Genomic DNA, 16,167 nt, shown 5'->3' with positions numbered 1-16,167 from the left:
TATGAAATTATGGACCAATGGGAATGTGACAAAATAGACGGTTGGTTGATTAAAATTAATTGACGATCCCCTAAAACCAATGAAAGTGGTTAATAATAGCGATAAACCACACGTTACTGAATATCAGTACCTTAGATACTGGAATATTTTGGACCATGGGTTTTTTTACTGTCACCTGATTTGATTCGAATCTGACAAGGGGTAGAAAAACTCTTCCTTTCAAACAATACCATAGCTCCTTACTCCTTAAAAGGCTTATCCCTTCATCATTTTTATATACAGGATTATTATTTTTGTTACGAATACCATTCGATATTAAAAATAGATTCTTCCCAAGTCAATGAATATGCTCGCCATGCTCAGCGGCGGGGAAGGTAAATATTTAACTTCCTTAAGCACCTCTGTCCTTAAAAAATGCTTATAGAGAAAAATCTAAAGAGCACACTCGGTCTATTGAAAACGAAATCGAGTGTAAAGGAGAATTTTGTGGACGTATCGACGTTAGCAGAAAAAACAAGTGGCGGGAAAGAAAGTGAAGCCTTAAAGAAAGACACTTAAGGCTTTATTGGTTTGATTTGGCTTTTAAATAAAATAGGTGCTGTAATTCAAAATAGAATTGATTTGAAAGAATATAAAATAGCTTTATTGACCATTCTTCAGGAAGAGATCAAGAAGAATGGGTATGGGTATGAAGTGAATTCTGCGATTAAAAAAATCAAAAACGAAGATACCCAAGAAACCTTTTTTAGGACGGCAATTTTTAAATCTGGGAGGAAGGAATCAAATCACAAACAGTTCTCGAATTGCAGGATTATTTCGTTCCCTCTCTTTCGAGGCTAAGAAAGAGAAAGCCCGTTGTGCTGAAGTCAACTTGCCTGTGGAAATTGGAATGCGATTGCGCTAGAGTTCGCGCTTAATTTAATTTTTTCTTAAGCTTATCCTAAAGGGAGAAATGTTGTACTCATTCCATGAACATGTCTCAGCATATCCTTATCGTTGATGACGACAGTGGTATTCGCGATCTTTTAGGACAATTTTTGGGGCGTCATAGGTTTAAACGAGTTTGGCAAAAAATGCTGAAGAGATTCGAGTTCTTTTAAAGAAGCACTCTGTCGATTTAATTATTCTCGATATCATGATGCCTGGGGGGGATGATGGGTTAACGTTGTGCTGCCAAATGCCGGCGAATTAGACCATTCCAATCCTTATGTTAACCGCTATTAGTGAAGAGGTTGACCGGAATCTTAGGGTTAGAAATAGGGGCGAATGATTATTTATTTAAGTAAGCCCTTTAATCCTAGAGAATTGTTAGCGCGGGTGAAAGCTATATTGCGACGCAGTAATGGGCACGGATATCCTCGGGGAGGGCCCATTGGCGACCGAATAGTTTATGAGTTTTGTAAATGGAAATTAGATCCCGCCGAATGCCACCAATGTCGCCGGATAATTTGGAAATTACATTAAGTACGGGTGAATTTGATTTACTCTATACGCTCGTGCGGCGTCCCCAGCACGTACTGAGTCGTGATAAATTATTCGACTTAACAAAGAACTGGCCAGCAGAGCCTTTTGACCGCGGTATTGATATTCAAATTAGCCGATTGCGCCTACAAGATTGAGCAAGATCCTAAAAATCCATAACTCATTAAAACCGTTTGCGGTGGTAGTTATATACTAGCGACTGAAGTTCTGCGAAAACAAAAGTAATGATGCGCGTAATTGATAAGTTTGCTCGACACGTAAGTGGCACCAAGGCCTTTGCGATTTTGTTCGTCATTATTGTAGTACATCTTCGTTACTACCTCTTTGTTATATTAATGATAATCGTCATGAGCGACGCCCGGCAGATCGAGACGCGATGATTCAAAAAATAATTAATGTGATTAATTTGTTGGAAGCAACACCCATAGCATTCCGCGCAAAAGCTATTGGTGCCATGAGTGACCCTGATCTCAAAGCCTCTATTTCCTGAGAAGCCTCAATTTAAATTACAATTTCGAGATATTTCCTTTTGGAAAATTAATGAAGCTTTGGGTAAACAATTAGGCACATTTGTTTTTTCTATTTTGGTAAACGAAAAATCAATGGGTAAATATTAATGCTACGCTATATGCACATTTTCTTGTAAGGTGGCTTATATTTTTTGTTTTTAATTCTGGCTTGGTCGATTAATCGCTTTACCCGTCCCATTGAAAATTTTAGATGGGCGGCCGAACGCTTGAGTACGGATTTAAATTCCAAGCCAGCAGTACCTATCGATGGTCCTTTAGTTGTGCAAGAAACAGCGAAGGCGATGAATCGCATGCAACAGCGTATTCAGGCTTTAATTTATAATCGCACCCAAATGCTAGCAGCTATTTCTCATGATTTGCGAACCTCAATCACCCGCATGAAATTGTGTGCCCAGTTTGTTAAAGATGCCACAACTAAAAAATATTAACCAAAGACTTGGATGAAATGGAAAAATGATCAACGAAACGTTAGCGTTTGCACGAGATGATTTTGCAGAAGAAGCGAAAGTGAATTTAGATTCGGTTTCTCTAGTAAGGTCCTTGGTAGAATCGATCGAGGATATGGGGTACAATGTCCAACTTTATAATAGCCGTTTTAATCGGATTAGTCTGTTAAGACATTCCACTGCATTGAAACAAGCTTTTACTAATTTTAATTTGTTGAGCAATGCTGTTCGATGTGCTAAAAACGTTACCGTTCGTATCCGGTGCCATCACAATCGTGTGAATATTTACATCGAAGATGATGGCCCGGGAATCGAAGAGAAAGAATTAGAGCAAGTGTTTGAATCCTTTTATCGGGGTGAGCTCCCGTTCACGTGATACTGGAAGGTGTGGGCTTGGGTTTGGCAGTGACTCGTGACGTCATTAGTGACCCATAATGGAAAAGTGTTTTTGATCAAAAAACCGCAGGGAGGATTACGTGCTGTTGTAGAATTACCCCTAAACATCCATTAAAATCCCACCGTATGAATCCTGCCTCTGTTCGTTCTATTGGTATTTTACGGCTGGGTGCGCTGGGAGATGTTTGTCTAACAGTCCCCTTGATCCGCGCGTTATGCAGACACCTACCGCACATCGAACTTCATTGGATTATCAGTCGCCCTTTCTTTTCACTGGTCCGAGGATTAGCGAATGTAAATTTTATTGTTTTGGATAAACCAAAATCATTAAGCGATTATTGGAGATGTTACCAGCAGCTGAAATCTTGTCCCTTGGATGTCTTATTGGTGCCCCAAGCCACATTGCGTTCCAATATATTGTGTTTTTTAACAAAAGCAAAAATAAAATACGGTTATGAAAAATTACATAGTCGTGATTTGCAGTATTATTTTGTAAATCGCACTGTAGCTGCGAGGCCTGAACATTTGGTGGAAAGCTTTTTGCGATTTGCGGAGCCCTTTGGAGTTACAGATAAAAATATTGAATGGGGATTACCCATCGAAGAAAAGGATTATGAGTGGGCGAAAGCACAATTGAATTCTTACGATGGCCGTTGGTTGGCTATTTGTCCTGCTACGAGTAAAGAGGAACGCAATTGGTTTAGTGATCGATATGCTACTGTGGTTAATTACCTTACCAAAAAGCGATGGGATTTCAATGTTGTTTTAGTAGGCGGACCAAGTGCGGTAGAGAAACAAATGGCAGAAGAAATCAATCGCCAGCTGATAAAACCTGCTCTTAATCTCGTAGGTAAAAGTTCTTTAAAGCAATTGGCAGCGCTCCTAAGCGAAGTGGATGTTCTTTTGTCGCCAGATACTGGCCCTTTACATATCGCTCAAGCGGTAGGAACACCGGTGATGGGCCTTTACGCAGTTGCTCCTCCAGAAAAAACGGGACCTTATTTTTCTCAGAGATTGGTAATTAATAAATTCCCCCAAGCAGTCAAAACCATTTTACGTAAAGATCCCTCAAAAATAACTTGGCATGAGCGAGTGCATTCTCGAGAGGCTATGGCATTAATTAGTGTTGATGAAGTGAGAGACCAGCTTGAAAAACTATTTGTAGAATTACAATTCGTTCCTTCTTTGTGAGTGAGCGAGAACTAGGTCTAGCCCTCTTTCCGAGGAATAGGCCGATCAACCGACTCTCAAAATTTCACCACTAATGGCATCGCGGATTTCGCTGGGTCGTTTGGAAGTCCCTAGAGCGCCTTCGAGGATGCCATCAATTTTGTTGCCGAAAATTATCCTCAGCATTTTCAGGTCCTGCGTGGGAGGCTGTCCTTCCAGATTGGCACTTGTGGAAATAATTGCCCCCCCGAAATGACGACAGAGCAATCGGGCTAACGGATGAGCAGTGACACGAATAGCAACGGTGTTATGATCCCCCTTCACCCAATAAGGCACTTCGGTCGTAGCTGGGAAAAGCCATGTGACAGGACCAGGCCACGTGCTGAAAACGTGGGCTAAAGTTTTGGGATCTAAGGGTTGGGTGAGGGCTTCTACTTGTTTCCATTCGGAAGCGATCAGAATAAAACCTTTTTTAATTGAGCGATTCTTGAGAGTGAGTATTTGAATAACAGCATGAGGATTAAAGGGGTCACATCCAAGCCCATAAACAGCTTCCGTAGGGTAGGCAATCACCTTTCCTTGTTGCAATGCTTCAACAGTCTGTTTAATCGATCGCGTGTACTCATCCATGTTTACAAGGCGGTTTGGAGTTTTTCGTCTACCTTGTCTTAAGTTTGCTTGAGCCATCGTTCTCTTTTCTCCTAACTTTTTTGCCAAGGCTGGATCTCCAATTGCAATAATTTGCGCTGCTAAGAGGGTGGCATTTTAGCTCTGGCTTTTCGAATGGTGGTGCAGGCAACGAGGAATACCGCCTGGGATTTGAACAGTTGAAAGGAGAGCATCTAATCCGCCTAAACTGACAGCGGCCATGGGGACACCAAAACAGGCTTGATTGTATGAGCGGCCATACGGCTAGATGGGCAGCGAGTCCAGCGGCAGCGATGAAAAACAGTGCATCCTCATTTTTTGGCTGTTTCAACAAACTCTCTAGTTGCCTCTGGAGTGCGATGAGCAGAGAGAATACGCGCTTCAAAAGGAATGCCTAAAGATTTTAATTCGGGTAAAAGTCGTCTCCATAACCGACAGATCGCTATCAGATCCCATTAAAATAGCAATAAAAGATTTATTCATTGATTTCTGTCTCACCTTCCGGATAAGGTTTTGTAAAGTTACAACTCTTTTGAGGACACACTTTTTCTGTTCCCCGGCTTTTTGTCGTTTTTACTGACAAAATGGGCCAATGGCATTTGGGACACTCCTTCGAAATAGGCATATTCCAAATAGCATAATCACAATCTGGGTATCTCTCGCAGGAATAAAAGATTTTGCCTCGACGCGACTTACGTTGAAAAATAGTCCCCTTATTACATTTAGGACAGGTAACTCGGGTATCTTTCGCTTTTTCCAGGGATTCCATATAACGACAGTTCGGATACCCACTGCAACCAATGAATTTGCCATAGCGCCCGCTTTTAATAACAAGATTGGATTGACACTCCAGACATTGTCGACCTTCAATAAGTTGCTGTGAAGCTTCTGCAGCTATATCCGTCACGTTACGAGTATAATCGCAGTCGGGATAAGCGGTGCACCCAATGAAACGTCCCCGTTTCCCCAAGCGGATAGATAATTGAACCCCACATTTAGGGCATTTTTCATCAATTTTTTCTTGTGTCACATCACTGCGTTTAACAGTCTTTTTGGTAACATCGACAAGATTTTTAAAGGGTGACCAAAAAGCTTCTAATACCGGGATCCAGGTTTTTTCTCCTTGGGCGATATCGTCTAGCTCATCTTCCAATTTCGCTGTAAACCCATAACCCACGTATTTAGTAAAATAATGAGTCAAAAAACGATTAACAATGCGTCCAACGTCCGTAGCCACAAAGCGCTTATTATCCACTTCGACGTATTTACGATTTTTTAAAGTGGTGATAATGCTCGCGTACGTGGAAGGACGGCCAATATCATGTTCTTCCAAAGCTTTGACTAAACTGGCTTCGGTATAACTAGGCGGGGGTTCGGTAAAATGCTGTTCGCTTTTAATATCAGTGATAGCGATAATTTGTCCCTCCTCCAGAGGAGGTAACATTCCGCCTTCTCCTTCGTCGTCTTTTTTACTATCATCGCTGGTTTCTTGGTAAACTGTAATAAAACCAGGTTTAACTAGGGTAGAACCATTAGCTCGAAAAAGAGCATTAGGTGCTGCTAAATTAACAGCAACCGTATGCAAAGTAGCTTCGATCATTTGACAGGCAACCGTTCGTTTCCAAATTAAAGTGTACAATTTCAATTGATCGCTTGTTAAATATTTTTTTAAATTTTCGGGAAGTTGAAAGACAGAAGCAGGACGGATAGCTTCGTGTGCTTCTTGAGCATTTTTAGATTTGGTTTTATAGACACGTACTTCCTTCGGCACATTTTCTTGTCCATATTTTTTATTAATTAATTCTCGGACTTCTTCCATAGCTTCCGGCTCCAATGTGACAGAATCGGTTCGCATATAGGTAATGAGCCCCATTGCACCTTCATCCCCAATCTCAATACCTTCATATAATTGCTGAGCGATTTGCATGGTCTTGGAAGCGGAAAATCCCAATTTTCGTGCCGCTTCTTGTTGCATTGTCGAAGTGATAAAAGGGGGCGCAGGATTGCGTTTGCGTTCTCGTTTGAGAACTTTAGTAACTGTAAGTTTCCCGCCAGCAGCTTCGGTTACAGTCTTACAAATGGCTTGAGCCGTTTTTTCTCTAGTTATAGAAAATTGCTCAATTTTTTCATTTTGAAATTCAATTAATCGTGCGTCAAAACTTTGTTGCTGAAACTGACAGTCCGCATGAATAGTGCAATATTTCTGACTTTTAAAATTTTCAATTTCTATTTCCCTTTCCACAATCATGCGTAAAGCAGGGCTTTGAACCCGACCTGCAGAGAGTCCTGGACGGATTTTTAGCCATAATAAGGGAGATAAATTGAAACCCACCAAATAGTCCAAAGCACGCCGTGCTTGTTGCGCATTCACTAAGTCCATCGAAATATCGCGTGGATATTCTATTGCATTTTGCACTGCTTTTTTAGTGATCTGATAAAAGACCACGCGGGCGAAGTTTTTATTTTTTAAACTATTTTTAGTTTCTAACAGTTGTTTTACGTGCCAAGCAATGGCCTCGCCTTCACGATCAGGATCTGTTGCTAGAAATAAATTTTCACAAGTTTTGAGGGCCTTTGCGATGGCTTCCATGTGACGGCTATTGCGCTCTATCGTTTGATAATACATTTTAAAATTATCGGCTGGATCTACGGCGCCCTCTTTGGGAATAAGATCTCGAACGTGACCATAAGAGGCCATTACTTTAAAATCTTTACCTAAGTATTTTTCTATTGTTTTTGCTTTGGCGGGTGATTCGACCACCACTAACGATTTCACCATAAATTAATGTATACCACCTAACGTGTCATCAAGAACAAGAAGCTCCATGCTGGCGAGAGATTTTTTTTCATCGGGTTGATTAAAAAGAACCATCAAGGTTACCCATTTTAGAAGGCTGACGTCGATGCCTTCTGAGGCTAATTCAATGGCTTGGTTAATAACGAGCTCTCGTGTATGAGGGTTTAAAATTGATTGTTGTTCTAAGGTGATTAAAAAACGGCGGCAATCGCTATCGAATAACTCACATTCATAGTCACTAAATATTCTAATGGAATCTTTGTTCGGTAGTTGCATGGGCTCATGAACGCCTTGTGAGAGGTTATTTAACCAGCGGAAGGCTTGATCAATGACAGCGCGGTGGAACCCGAGTTCTTCCAAGCGAAGAAGCAATTTTTTTTCCCTCACATCAAGGGTGTAATTTTCTTGCATGTGATTTTTGAATAAATACATTAATACTGTTAACACACTTTCATCTTTCATTACTTCACCCGTATAAACCCACCGAGTATAGCTTTAATATAACCCTGTAATTCAAGAGATACCAATAGAGATGCTACCTCTTATGCCGTAAAGCCACTTCTTACCACCATTTGCTCGATAGAGGTCGCTTTAAAGCCAATGCATTCGATCAATTTTTGTTTACCATCTTTCAGCACGGGTCTGCTAGCTTAGGTGACAACAGACCTGCTTCCCAATTCTGCAATAATATCCCCTATAGAATCAACCAGTTTTGCACACTCCTTAATAAAAGCATGGCAACTCCGCGAAAGAAGATTTAAAATCGAACTCGGAATAGCAAAAACTTCTCAATTCTGCTCGGCTGCCAGTTGGACGGTGATCAACGAACCACAACCCAATGCAGCTTCCACTACTACAGTACCTAAAACTGAGACGAGACCGCTGATAATACGATTCCGACGAGGAAAATTGGACGGAAGCGCTTCATAGTTAAAAAGAATTCAGAAACTAAGGCACCATTATTTTGGGAAATCCGGCTAGCTAATGAATAATGGTGGTATATATGAGATAGACCGCTGCCGAGTATAGCAACAGTTTGCCCTCCTTCTCGCAAGGTGTGCCTTGATGGCTTGCAGCGTCAATTTCTAGTGCAAGACCGCTCGTGATATGCCCCTTGGCTTTTAATTATTGTTCTGCTATTCCCGCTTCTGTGGGGGTCGGATTTTAACTGCTCACAATAGCTACTTGAGGGCCATTCATGAGGGCCATTCAAAATATGAGGATTGTCGATAATATACAGGATGGGGGAAAATTGGATATTTGTTTTAATAAGAGGGGATAATTAGAGGGGATAATTAGCTTGATTCGGTGTCAAAATATAATGATTAGGTTCAAATGCCCATTCTAAATCTTTCTCAATGGATTGAGTGTTTCCTTCGTACAAAAAAAGGCAAGATACTGGTAAAGTTCTTCGTCAACGGTAAGCGGCATGGGAGAAGAATGCTATCCCATTTCGGTAACTTTCTGCAATACCGGGATAATGGCAAACTTAAGAAATAAACCCCTGGATTCTAGTGTATAAAAAGGCTAACACATGTCTCTTAATGTCATCTTTGCTGGAACGCCTCAATTTTCTGTGCCGACGCTCCGAGCACTGATTAAATCCAAGCATCAGGTAATCGCCGTTTACACGCAACCTGATCGACCAGCAGGCCGTGGGCGGAAAATGACAGAAAGCCCCGTTAAAACTTTAGCTCTGTCTCAAAAAATAACTGTTCGCCAGCCACTCTCTTTACGAGGGGAAGAAGAACAAAAAATAATAGCTTTAAAAGCTGATATTATGGTGGTTGTAGCTTATGGATTATTGTTGCCTAGAAGCGTCCTAGTTGCTCATAGATTAGGTGGGATCAATGTTCATGCTTCTCTCCTGCCTCGATGGCGAGGAGCTGCGCCTATTCAGCACGCTATTCTAGCGGGAGATCAAGAAACAGGCGTAACGATTATGCAAATGGATGAGGGATTAGATACCGGTGATATTTTAACTCAGAAATCTTGTCCCATTGGGGAAGAGGATACCGCCGGTGGTCTCTATGAGCGACTTTCGTCTCTAGGTGCTGACCTATTAATCGAGACCTTAGATAAAATTGAGTCAAGGACTATTCATGCAAAAAAACAAGATGCGAGCCGGGCTACCTACGCCCTAAAAATCCAGAAAAAAAATACCGAGTTGAATTGGTATCAACCTGCTGTTAATTTAGGACGAAAAGTGCGCGCATTTAACCCTGCTCCCGTCACCTTTACTTATTTTAAGCATCAACCGATTCGAATTTGGCAGGCAGAAGTTCTCGCAGGAAAAACTCAATTAAGAGCAGGGAGTTTGATCCTATTAGATAAAAATAGATTGGATGTGGCTACCGGCGATGGTGTTTTACGTCTTCATCAGTTACAGTTTCCCGGAAAAAGAATTCAATCAGCTCGAGATTTTATCAATGCTTATCGAAAAGAGTTAATTCCAGGCGAAACCATTTGGGGATAAAAATAATATTCTAATTAAATATAAAATGAAAAATGCAAAAAAAACTTATCATCTTAGACCGTGATGGCGTTATTAATTACGATTCGGAAAATTATATTAAAACTCCGGATGAATGGATCCCTATTCCAGGCAGTCTTTCTGCCATTGCATGTTTAACTAAATTAGGCTACATAATTGTAGTAGCGACCAATCAATCCGGCGTTGCTCATGGTTATTATTCTCTAGAAACGTTGAAAGCTATTCATCAAAAAATGAGAGAAGAATTGGCGAAAGTGGCAGGGCACATAGAGCAGATTTATTTCTGCCCTCATACGCCTGAAGCTAATTGCGTCTGCCGAAAACCAAATTCCGGATTGTTATATGCTATTGCTCAGGACTTTCCCAAAGCTTTTCCAGATGCCACGTTAGTAGGAGATAGTCTTCGCGATATTCAGGCTGCCCAAAAGGCTGGATGTCGATCTGTATTAGTGAAGACAGGAAATGGTAGAAAAACTATTGATCGTAATAAAGGATTGAAGGGAATACCGATCTTTGAAGATTTAAGTGATTATGTAAGTCATCTTACGTTAAAATCCGAATGATTTTCGCAAGTAATTTCTTCCTAATGAACATTGCCTTACAGAGGCAGAAGGGGGTCCACCCCCATAGCCATTCGGTAAGAACTATAATAGAATCTCGCTCTCCACAGGCTACTAATTCCACATCTCTATTAATTAGAAAGGTTTTTTATCAAGCCAGTTAGCTCCAACTCTTCTGCTTTTTGGCGGGTGGGTGGTGTCGTGGAAAAAAACCTTGTACTTTACCGGATACGGTAGCGCGAATGCATATTTTGTTTTTTGTAACTTCCACCATTTTCTTCTCCCAAGAGGAATATACTGCTGATGAATCTTGAATATCAATCTGTTAGTTGAAACATGATTTACCGACAAACTCCACTCCTGCAGGAAGCGATTGCAGGAAGCGATTGTACCTAATCTATTACGAACGGGTTCTTTTCTGCTATTCAATGAGAAGTTTTGGTTGACATTAACTTCAATAAGTGAAATTAAAATCAAATCAGTGTAATTTAAAGGTGTTTTTTTGCCTGGAATGGGGGAATATGATGTAGAACGAGTTTAAGTTGCCCAACAATGCTGATAAATTATTGTTGCATTCTTTCTGTACACCTTGTGTGGGAGCGATTATCGAGCGGTTGGTTTAATCGGGTATTGATTTTAAAGTCTTTTTTATAACCCTAATATTCATCCAGAAAAAGAGTATTTTATTCGAAAAGAGGAAAATATTCGTTTCACTGAAAAATTGGAGATTCCTTGTCGACACAGATTATGACTGAGAGAATTGGATGGCAAGATCCAAAGGCATGGAATATCAGCCGGAGGGTGGGATGCGATGCACGATGTGCTTTGACATGCGATTTGAACGAACGGCAACTTTATGCGTATGAAAATAATTTTAAGATAATATCGAGTACGTTGGGCATTTCTCGATGGAAAAATATGGAGCAAATAAATGATTGCGGCGTTCGTGCAGCGGCTAAATATCCTGACATGATCTACTGGACATTCAATTGGCGTAAAGAGGGCGGTTCGCAGCGAATGATTGAAATTTCCAAACTAGAACAATTTTATCAACAGGAATATTGCGGTTGTGTGTATTCTTTGCGTGATACGAATCCTTGGTGGCTTAAAAATGGGCGGTCACAAATTGAAATTGGTGTGAAATTTTACGGAAAATAGGCCAATAATAGTGTTCATCACTCTCGTTGCTGCCATGGACAAAAACCGCCTCATCGGTCAGCTAAATCAGTTGCCTTGGCATTTACCTGCTGATTTAGCTCATTTTAAATCGGTTACTTTTGGAAAACCCATTATTATGGGACGGAAAACTTTTGAAAGCATCGGAAAACCCTTACCTCGCCGCCGCAATATTGTGATTTCCCGACAGCCAGGTTTGAGAATTGAAGGATGTGAAATTTTTTCTTCGGTTGATGATGCCTTAAATGCTTTGGCGGATGAGTCTGAGGTTATGATTATTGGTGGCGGATGTCTTTTCAAGGAAACGTTACCCAAAGCTCATAAAATGATTCTAACAATTATCGAGCATTCGTTTGAGGGTGACACTTATTTCCCATTGTGGAATGCCGACGAATGGATCGTGGTCTCTAAAATAAAGCATGGGCCGAATGAAAATAATCTGTATGCTTTTAGCTTTTTGGAATTAAAGCGAAAAATAAGGATCACTAAAAAATAATGGAATAAATTTAATTGTAATGAAATCTTAGAGAAATAATAATTAATGAATCATCTAAAATTTTGTAAATTAATCGATGCTCTTTGACCAATATCCTTGCAGTTCAAATTTAAGAGGTTCCGGTTTTCCTTTTCCTGAAAAGGGCTCACGCAGAGTTTCTTTATTCTTTAAGGAGTTTATTTATTCAGCGAAACATTTTTTTATCGAGTTTCTGCCAATATAAATAATCTTCCCAGGCTTCGGCAGTAAAAGTGATTAGCATCAATCATACATTAATTTCTTTTTTTTGATTTTACCTTGTTTTAAACTGCGAATAGGTTGACGAAGATGAGCGGCGTTGCCTTCATTACTAAGTAAATAAGGACCGTTTAAATGATGGGCTCATGTTGATAAGAAAAAGATCCGGAATTTCTTTAAGTTGTGCTCTGAGCTCGGTAAAGGTAACTGCATTCATTTTAATGTGCCTAATAGGGTATGTAATAATGCCAGTCCGTTTTATTGTCAATGGTAGCATTACATCCGAAGAGAAGAACGACAAGGAATGGCGAAACGTTGTTTTGTTTCAAGGTTTAATGCGGTAAGTTGGTGACCCCATGTACAGCCGGTGTCCAATGCGTGGCAGTAGGGTGCATCGCATTGGCCGTTAAGTGCAGCCCAATGGCCGAATAAGATATTAACTCTTTCTTTTTCATGGTGGCGCCAATCGAACCACGGTTGGAAGTGTTCTCTGTTTGTGCTTGTCTTACCGCTTGCTTTTAAATCCAGCCCCCCTTTTTCGTCACAAAAACGCATCCGCGTGAATGCATTGGTGATGTATCGGAGTCGTTCCTGTCCTTTAAGGTCATTATCCCATTGGAAGGGTTCATCTCCAAATAAATTCTTTAAAAATTCTTTAAAATAGGGTCCTTGTAAAGTAAGCGATACTTCATTGGCGCGCTCAAGATTTTCCTCGATAGACCATTGTGGAGGAAGTCCGGCGTGCACTAAAAGAGCATAATCATTTTTTTCGTAATGAACTAAGGGGCGACCTCGTAACCATTCTAAGAGTTCCATTTTGTCGGGAGCGCGTAAGATGTTGTGTAGGGTATGTTCATAAGAATCTTCAGGCATAAGCTCGTAGCCTAGAATTAATAAAAATAAATCATGATTTCCAAGAACTATTAATGGCGAAGAAAGAGATTTGATAAAACGCAATACTTCAAGGGAATGAGGACCGCGATTAACCAGATCGCCCACAAAGCCTAATCGATCCTGAGAAGGATCAAACTGGATCAGAGCTAATAATTCCTTTAATTCGCGGTAGCATCCCTGCACGTCACCAATAATATACGTACTCATTTGTTCTTTACGCTAATAAATTTCTTCGCGAATTGGCGAAATTTCGTTCGTTAAATGAAAATAAAGTTGTGTAGCTGTGTTGTGGAATAGAGCTTGAAAAAAAGGAATTTTGGCAGTGTAATCACGATAATGCTTTACTCCAAATTCCTGATCAAGCACGGTCCATAGGTTTGCGGTACCATCGACAATTCCCAGTTGCGTGGCTTCTTTGCCCGTCCAAAAATCACCTGAAAATAGTTCCTCACGACTCCCCCGTAATCGGCTTCCTCGACCAACAATAACTGTATTAATAAAATTTTGATGAACTTGTTCAAGTACCGTTTTGACTTTAATAACATCCTGAGAATCTAAAGGTTCAAAGGGATCCAAACGATCTTTATGAGCTCCTGCTGTAAATAAGCGTCTCGTCATTCCCACTTTCTTTAAGGTATCTACAAATCCGAATCCTCCCATAATTACGCCAATTGAGCCGGTGAGAGTGTTCTTATTAACGTAGATTTTATCGGCCGCCGTAGATACTAGGTAAGCACCCGAAGCAAGTTCATCTTCTCCTAGGACCACAACCTTTTTATGGTATTCTTTTTTTAATTCAAGAATTTTGTCATGGATGGTGGAAGCTTGAACAGGACTACCTCCGGGGGAATTGATTACCAAAATAACCCCTTTGGAGTTTTTATCAGCAAACGCGTTCACTAAATTAGGCAGAATTTGATAGGCCGAAAAAGAGGTATTCGACATAATTGGTCCATTTAAGCGCATTAGGGAAACATAGGGGGTGTTGCTTTTTCTGGCTTCTAATTCCGAAGTTGAGGGAGCAAAAATTAAGATAATTAGAAGTAACGAAATAAACATCCAGCCTGCGAAGCGAATATTTCGCCATCGTCGCTCTGAGCGACGATCTTCAAGAATAGCTTTAATCAATGTGTTTTCAAGCGACTCATCATTCATGAAATTAGCCCATAAGTTCTATTTATTTATAGTAGGGTACGAGAAAGGGATCTTCAACGCAATAAAAAATCGGAGTGTTGGAAACAGTTCCCCTAAAATCGGTAAGCTATTTTCAATGTCAATGCATATAATAATAAAGGGGACATAATTGACAGTAGGAATAAAAACAGCTTTACCATACCCAGCACATGATACTGAAATCCGAGTTCCAGCATTAATCGTTCCATTACTGAAGGTAGGAGAGATGTAGCCATTATCGACTAGCGAATTCATGACAATAGGTGGCTGAATTTCATAACCTAAAACTAAGCCATATAAGAAGCTGCGATCGTCGGAAGAAATTGGTGCTGAAGTGGTAAGCATTACCATGTCATATTTTGTTCCTTCGGCGACCAACTAGCTCCAATCGGTACTCCCGTAAACTAGGCTAACACCCAAATAGAAGTAATGAGCACGCCAGAGAGAAGGAAAATCCTTAAATTCGAAATGATTAGCAACTGCAGTTCTATTTTTAATAATAAGGAAGGAAAGGCTAACTAAAATAGCTATTTTTCTGGATATTATTATCTATCGTTAATCACAAAAAAGTCCTAGCAATTTTTAAAAACTCGCTGGGACTTCCATTTTTTTAACTGGGTTGAGAGCATGTACTGAAATGCTCATGCCAATACTTTTAAATCGGTGAAACATTCTGCGGGTCCTACTGGTGATCCATATTTTTGGTATATCTGCTCATAAGAATAGCTTTCATTAAGCATGGATTGTAAACACATCGTTGATATGTTGAGGGCTGTAATTACCTAGTACCTCGAGACTGATACCCCTAATATCCACTGATGAGTGAAACACTTGTAAAAACTAGGATCACTTGTGGTTTTGCATTCTCCTCGACTTAAATTTAGAGAATCTTTTATTAGTTGGTTAAAGTAAAGGGGTTAGTAAAAGCTATCCCAGAAAATGACAAGATGCTGAGAGTAAAAATAATGCTTGATAGAATTAATTTTTTCATTTTCAAGATCCTTTGTAGTTAGACGAAATGAATTGAAGTTAAGAGAAATGGGTGAAATAAAGAAAAAAGGAACAAAGATAGATAATTCAAGCGATAGTTGCTTAATAATTCTATATCTGTTAACTATCCCACTGTATAATACGTGAAAATTGGAAATAAATCATCTATTTTTAACCTAGTCTTCTCTTTCTACTTAAATCTTTCTACTTAAATCTTTCTAAAAAATTTTAATGCTATTCTTTAGTACGAAGCAAGAACATCACATTTAGCCGCATGGAGAATAGCATTAGCCCAAGAGCCTAATAATTTATCGATACCATGATGTCCATGAGTTCCTACAATAAATAAGATCAATACTTAATTTTTCAGCAAGTTCCATTATGGACGTGTTTTAAAATACCCGAAAGGGTATATTGTCTTTCAGGCAGAATGTTAACTTCCTTATAAAATTTTGCCAGAGATTTGCTGGCGTGGGCTTCAAATAGTTTGTTCAAGATCGACATTAATTGGGATAGAAAATTCACCGCCATAAGCAGCTGGCGAATGTTCAATTACGTGGACGGCGTTCAACGTAACTTGATTTCGTACGTCGAATTACTTGTTTGCTGCGAGGAGAAAAGGTCGATGGCGACCAAGTATATGTTTATAGTTCATAGGGATTAGTTTATAGGATTCCT

At 40.0% G+C, this 16,167-nt stretch carries 15 protein-coding genes and 6 pseudogenes; 10 read left to right on the top strand and 11 right to left on the bottom strand.

Going from position 1 to position 16,167, the window contains the following annotated elements; translation table 11 throughout:
• Positions 1–1,063 precede the first annotated feature (1,063 nt).
• The 6 genes from CleRt_RS12705 to CleRt_RS07795 all read left to right on the top strand — a co-directional run bounded on the left by CleRt_RS12705 (position 1,064) and on the right by CleRt_RS07795 (position 4,045).
• Positions 1,064–1,192 carry a response regulator gene (locus CleRt_RS12705; RefSeq protein ID WP_235379037.1) on the top strand — a complete coding sequence of 43 codons (129 nt, stop codon included), beginning with the start codon at positions 1,064–1,066 and terminating at the stop codon, positions 1,190–1,192.
• A 211-nt stretch (positions 1,193–1,403) separates the two neighbouring features.
• A complete protein-coding gene (locus CleRt_RS12700) occupies positions 1,404–1,619 on the top strand; it encodes a winged helix-turn-helix domain-containing protein (RefSeq protein ID WP_235379035.1) in 216 nt (71 codons plus the stop codon).
• Positions 1,620–1,706: 87 nt separating this feature from the next.
• Complete coding sequence (locus CleRt_RS12695) at positions 1,707–1,862, top strand: hypothetical protein (protein ID WP_235379034.1); 156 nt, start codon at positions 1,707–1,709, stop codon at positions 1,860–1,862.
• 281 nt (positions 1,863–2,143) lie between these two features.
• On the top strand, positions 2,144–2,440 hold the full coding sequence (locus CleRt_RS12690; RefSeq protein WP_235379032.1) for a HAMP domain-containing protein: 297 nt from the start codon (positions 2,144–2,146) through the stop codon (positions 2,438–2,440).
• Between the two features lie 25 nt (positions 2,441–2,465).
• Positions 2,466–2,834, top strand: a complete 369-nt coding sequence (locus CleRt_RS12685) for a sensor histidine kinase (RefSeq protein WP_235379031.1) — start codon at positions 2,466–2,468, stop codon at positions 2,832–2,834.
• A 146-nt stretch (positions 2,835–2,980) separates the two neighbouring features.
• Positions 2,981–4,045, top strand: a complete 1,065-nt coding sequence (locus CleRt_RS07795; protein ID WP_048875691.1) for a glycosyltransferase family 9 protein — start codon at positions 2,981–2,983, stop codon at positions 4,043–4,045.
• Positions 4,046–4,090: 45 nt separating this feature from the next.
• On the opposite strand, the gene tsaC is transcribed toward CleRt_RS07795, so the two are convergent.
• The 4 genes and pseudogenes from tsaC to CleRt_RS14385 form a co-directional block, all read right to left on the bottom strand.
• Positions 4,091–4,654 carry an L-threonylcarbamoyladenylate synthase type 1 TsaC gene (gene tsaC, locus CleRt_RS07790; RefSeq protein ID WP_048875836.1) on the bottom strand — a complete coding sequence of 188 codons (564 nt, stop codon included), beginning with the start codon at positions 4,652–4,654 and terminating at the stop codon, positions 4,091–4,093.
• Between the two features lie 493 nt (positions 4,655–5,147).
• Positions 5,148–7,451 carry a type I DNA topoisomerase gene (gene topA, locus CleRt_RS07785; protein ID WP_048875690.1) on the bottom strand — a complete coding sequence of 768 codons (2,304 nt, stop codon included), beginning with the start codon at positions 7,449–7,451 and terminating at the stop codon, positions 5,148–5,150.
• Positions 7,452–7,454: 3 nt separating this feature from the next.
• Complete coding sequence (locus CleRt_RS07780; RefSeq protein ID WP_048875689.1) at positions 7,455–7,931, bottom strand: Smg family protein; 477 nt, start codon at positions 7,929–7,931, stop codon at positions 7,455–7,457.
• Positions 7,932–8,257: 326 nt separating this feature from the next.
• Positions 8,258–8,523 (bottom strand): annotated as a pseudogene (locus tag CleRt_RS14385) (DNA-processing protein DprA).
• Positions 8,524–9,003: 480 nt separating this feature from the next.
• On the opposite strand from CleRt_RS14385, the gene fmt reads away from it, so the two are divergent.
• Positions 9,004–9,945, top strand: a complete 942-nt coding sequence (gene fmt / locus CleRt_RS07775) for a methionyl-tRNA formyltransferase (protein ID WP_048875688.1) — start codon at positions 9,004–9,006, stop codon at positions 9,943–9,945.
• Positions 9,946–9,977: 32 nt separating this feature from the next.
• The gene (gmhB, locus tag CleRt_RS07770; RefSeq protein WP_048875687.1) at positions 9,978–10,526 is read left to right on the top strand and encodes a D-glycero-beta-D-manno-heptose 1,7-bisphosphate 7-phosphatase; all 549 of its coding nucleotides are present in this window, start codon (positions 9,978–9,980) and stop codon (positions 10,524–10,526) included.
• Here the strand turns inward: gmhB and CleRt_RS13640 are convergent.
• A pseudogene (locus CleRt_RS13640) lies at positions 10,502–10,797 on the bottom strand (acylphosphatase). The gene gmhB and the pseudogene CleRt_RS13640 overlap by 25 nt on opposite strands.
• Before the next feature lie 268 nt (positions 10,798–11,065).
• Here CleRt_RS13640 and CleRt_RS07760 point away from each other — a divergent pair.
• Both CleRt_RS07760 and folA read left to right on the top strand, forming a co-directional pair.
• A pseudogene (locus tag CleRt_RS07760) lies at positions 11,066–11,681 on the top strand (epoxyqueuosine reductase QueH).
• 10 nt (positions 11,682–11,691) lie between these two features.
• Positions 11,692–12,195: a type 3 dihydrofolate reductase gene (gene folA, locus CleRt_RS07755; RefSeq protein WP_048875685.1), complete on the top strand. Its 504-nt coding sequence runs from the start codon at positions 11,692–11,694 to the stop codon at positions 12,193–12,195.
• Between the two features lie 10 nt (positions 12,196–12,205).
• Here folA and CleRt_RS09480 read toward each other — a convergent pair.
• From CleRt_RS09480 to CleRt_RS12675, 6 genes and pseudogenes are all read right to left on the bottom strand, one after another.
• Positions 12,206–12,457, bottom strand: a pseudogene (locus CleRt_RS09480) (Txe/YoeB family addiction module toxin).
• Positions 12,457–12,555: pseudogene (locus tag CleRt_RS14380) on the bottom strand (type II toxin-antitoxin system Phd/YefM family antitoxin); the annotation flags it as partial. The pseudogenes CleRt_RS14380 and CleRt_RS09480, both read right to left, overlap by 1 nt.
• Positions 12,556–12,708: 153 nt before the next feature.
• Entirely contained in the window at positions 12,709–13,533 is an 825-nt protein-coding gene (locus tag CleRt_RS07750; protein WP_048875684.1) for a symmetrical bis(5'-nucleosyl)-tetraphosphatase, read from the bottom strand.
• A gap of 12 nt (positions 13,534–13,545) precedes the next feature.
• Positions 13,546–14,481, bottom strand: coding sequence for a S49 family peptidase (locus tag CleRt_RS07745; RefSeq protein WP_048875683.1), 936 nt, complete (start codon positions 14,479–14,481; stop codon positions 13,546–13,548).
• Positions 14,482–14,499: 18 nt separating this feature from the next.
• Entirely contained in the window at positions 14,500–14,877 is a 378-nt protein-coding gene (locus CleRt_RS08505; RefSeq protein ID WP_053097952.1) for a hypothetical protein, read from the bottom strand.
• 853 nt (positions 14,878–15,730) lie between these two features.
• Positions 15,731–16,144, bottom strand: a pseudogene (locus tag CleRt_RS12675) (universal stress protein).
• Between the last annotated feature and the right edge of the window lie 23 nt (positions 16,145–16,167).

This window comes from Candidatus Coxiella mudrowiae (genome assembly GCA_001077715.1).
GTDB lineage: Bacteria > Pseudomonadota > Gammaproteobacteria > Coxiellales > Coxiellaceae > Coxiella > Coxiella mudrowiae.
Note: the sequence above shows the minus strand (reverse complement) of the source record. Positions and strands in the feature narration are given on the sequence as shown.

Bases quoted from the DNA above. Each gene is read 5' to 3' on its own strand.
- CleRt_RS12700 (WP_235379035.1), top strand. From the start codon at position 1,404: ATGGAAATTAGATCCCGCCGAATGCCACCAATGTCGCCGGATAATTTG.
- CleRt_RS12695 (WP_235379034.1), top strand. From the start codon at position 1,707: ATGATGCGCGTAATTGATAAGTTTGCTCGACACGTAAGTGGCACCAAG.
- CleRt_RS12685 (WP_235379031.1), top strand. From the start codon at position 2,466: ATGATCAACGAAACGTTAGCGTTTGCACGAGATGATTTTGCAGAAGAA.
- CleRt_RS07795 (WP_048875691.1), top strand. From the start codon at position 2,981: ATGAATCCTGCCTCTGTTCGTTCTATTGGTATTTTACGGCTGGGTGCG.
- tsaC (WP_048875836.1), bottom strand. From the start codon at position 4,654: ATGGATGAGTACACGCGATCGATTAAACAGACTGTTGAAGCATTGCAA.
- topA (WP_048875690.1), bottom strand. From the start codon at position 7,451: ATGGTGAAATCGTTAGTGGTGGTCGAATCACCCGCCAAAGCAAAAACA.
- CleRt_RS07780 (WP_048875689.1), bottom strand. From the start codon at position 7,931: ATGAAAGATGAAAGTGTGTTAACAGTATTAATGTATTTATTCAAAAAT.
- fmt (WP_048875688.1), top strand. From the start codon at position 9,004: ATGTCTCTTAATGTCATCTTTGCTGGAACGCCTCAATTTTCTGTGCCG.
- gmhB (WP_048875687.1), top strand. From the start codon at position 9,978: ATGCAAAAAAAACTTATCATCTTAGACCGTGATGGCGTTATTAATTAC.
- CleRt_RS07750 (WP_048875684.1), bottom strand. From the start codon at position 13,533: ATGAGTACGTATATTATTGGTGACGTGCAGGGATGCTACCGCGAATTA.
- CleRt_RS07745 (WP_048875683.1), bottom strand. From the start codon at position 14,481: ATGAATGATGAGTCGCTTGAAAACACATTGATTAAAGCTATTCTTGAA.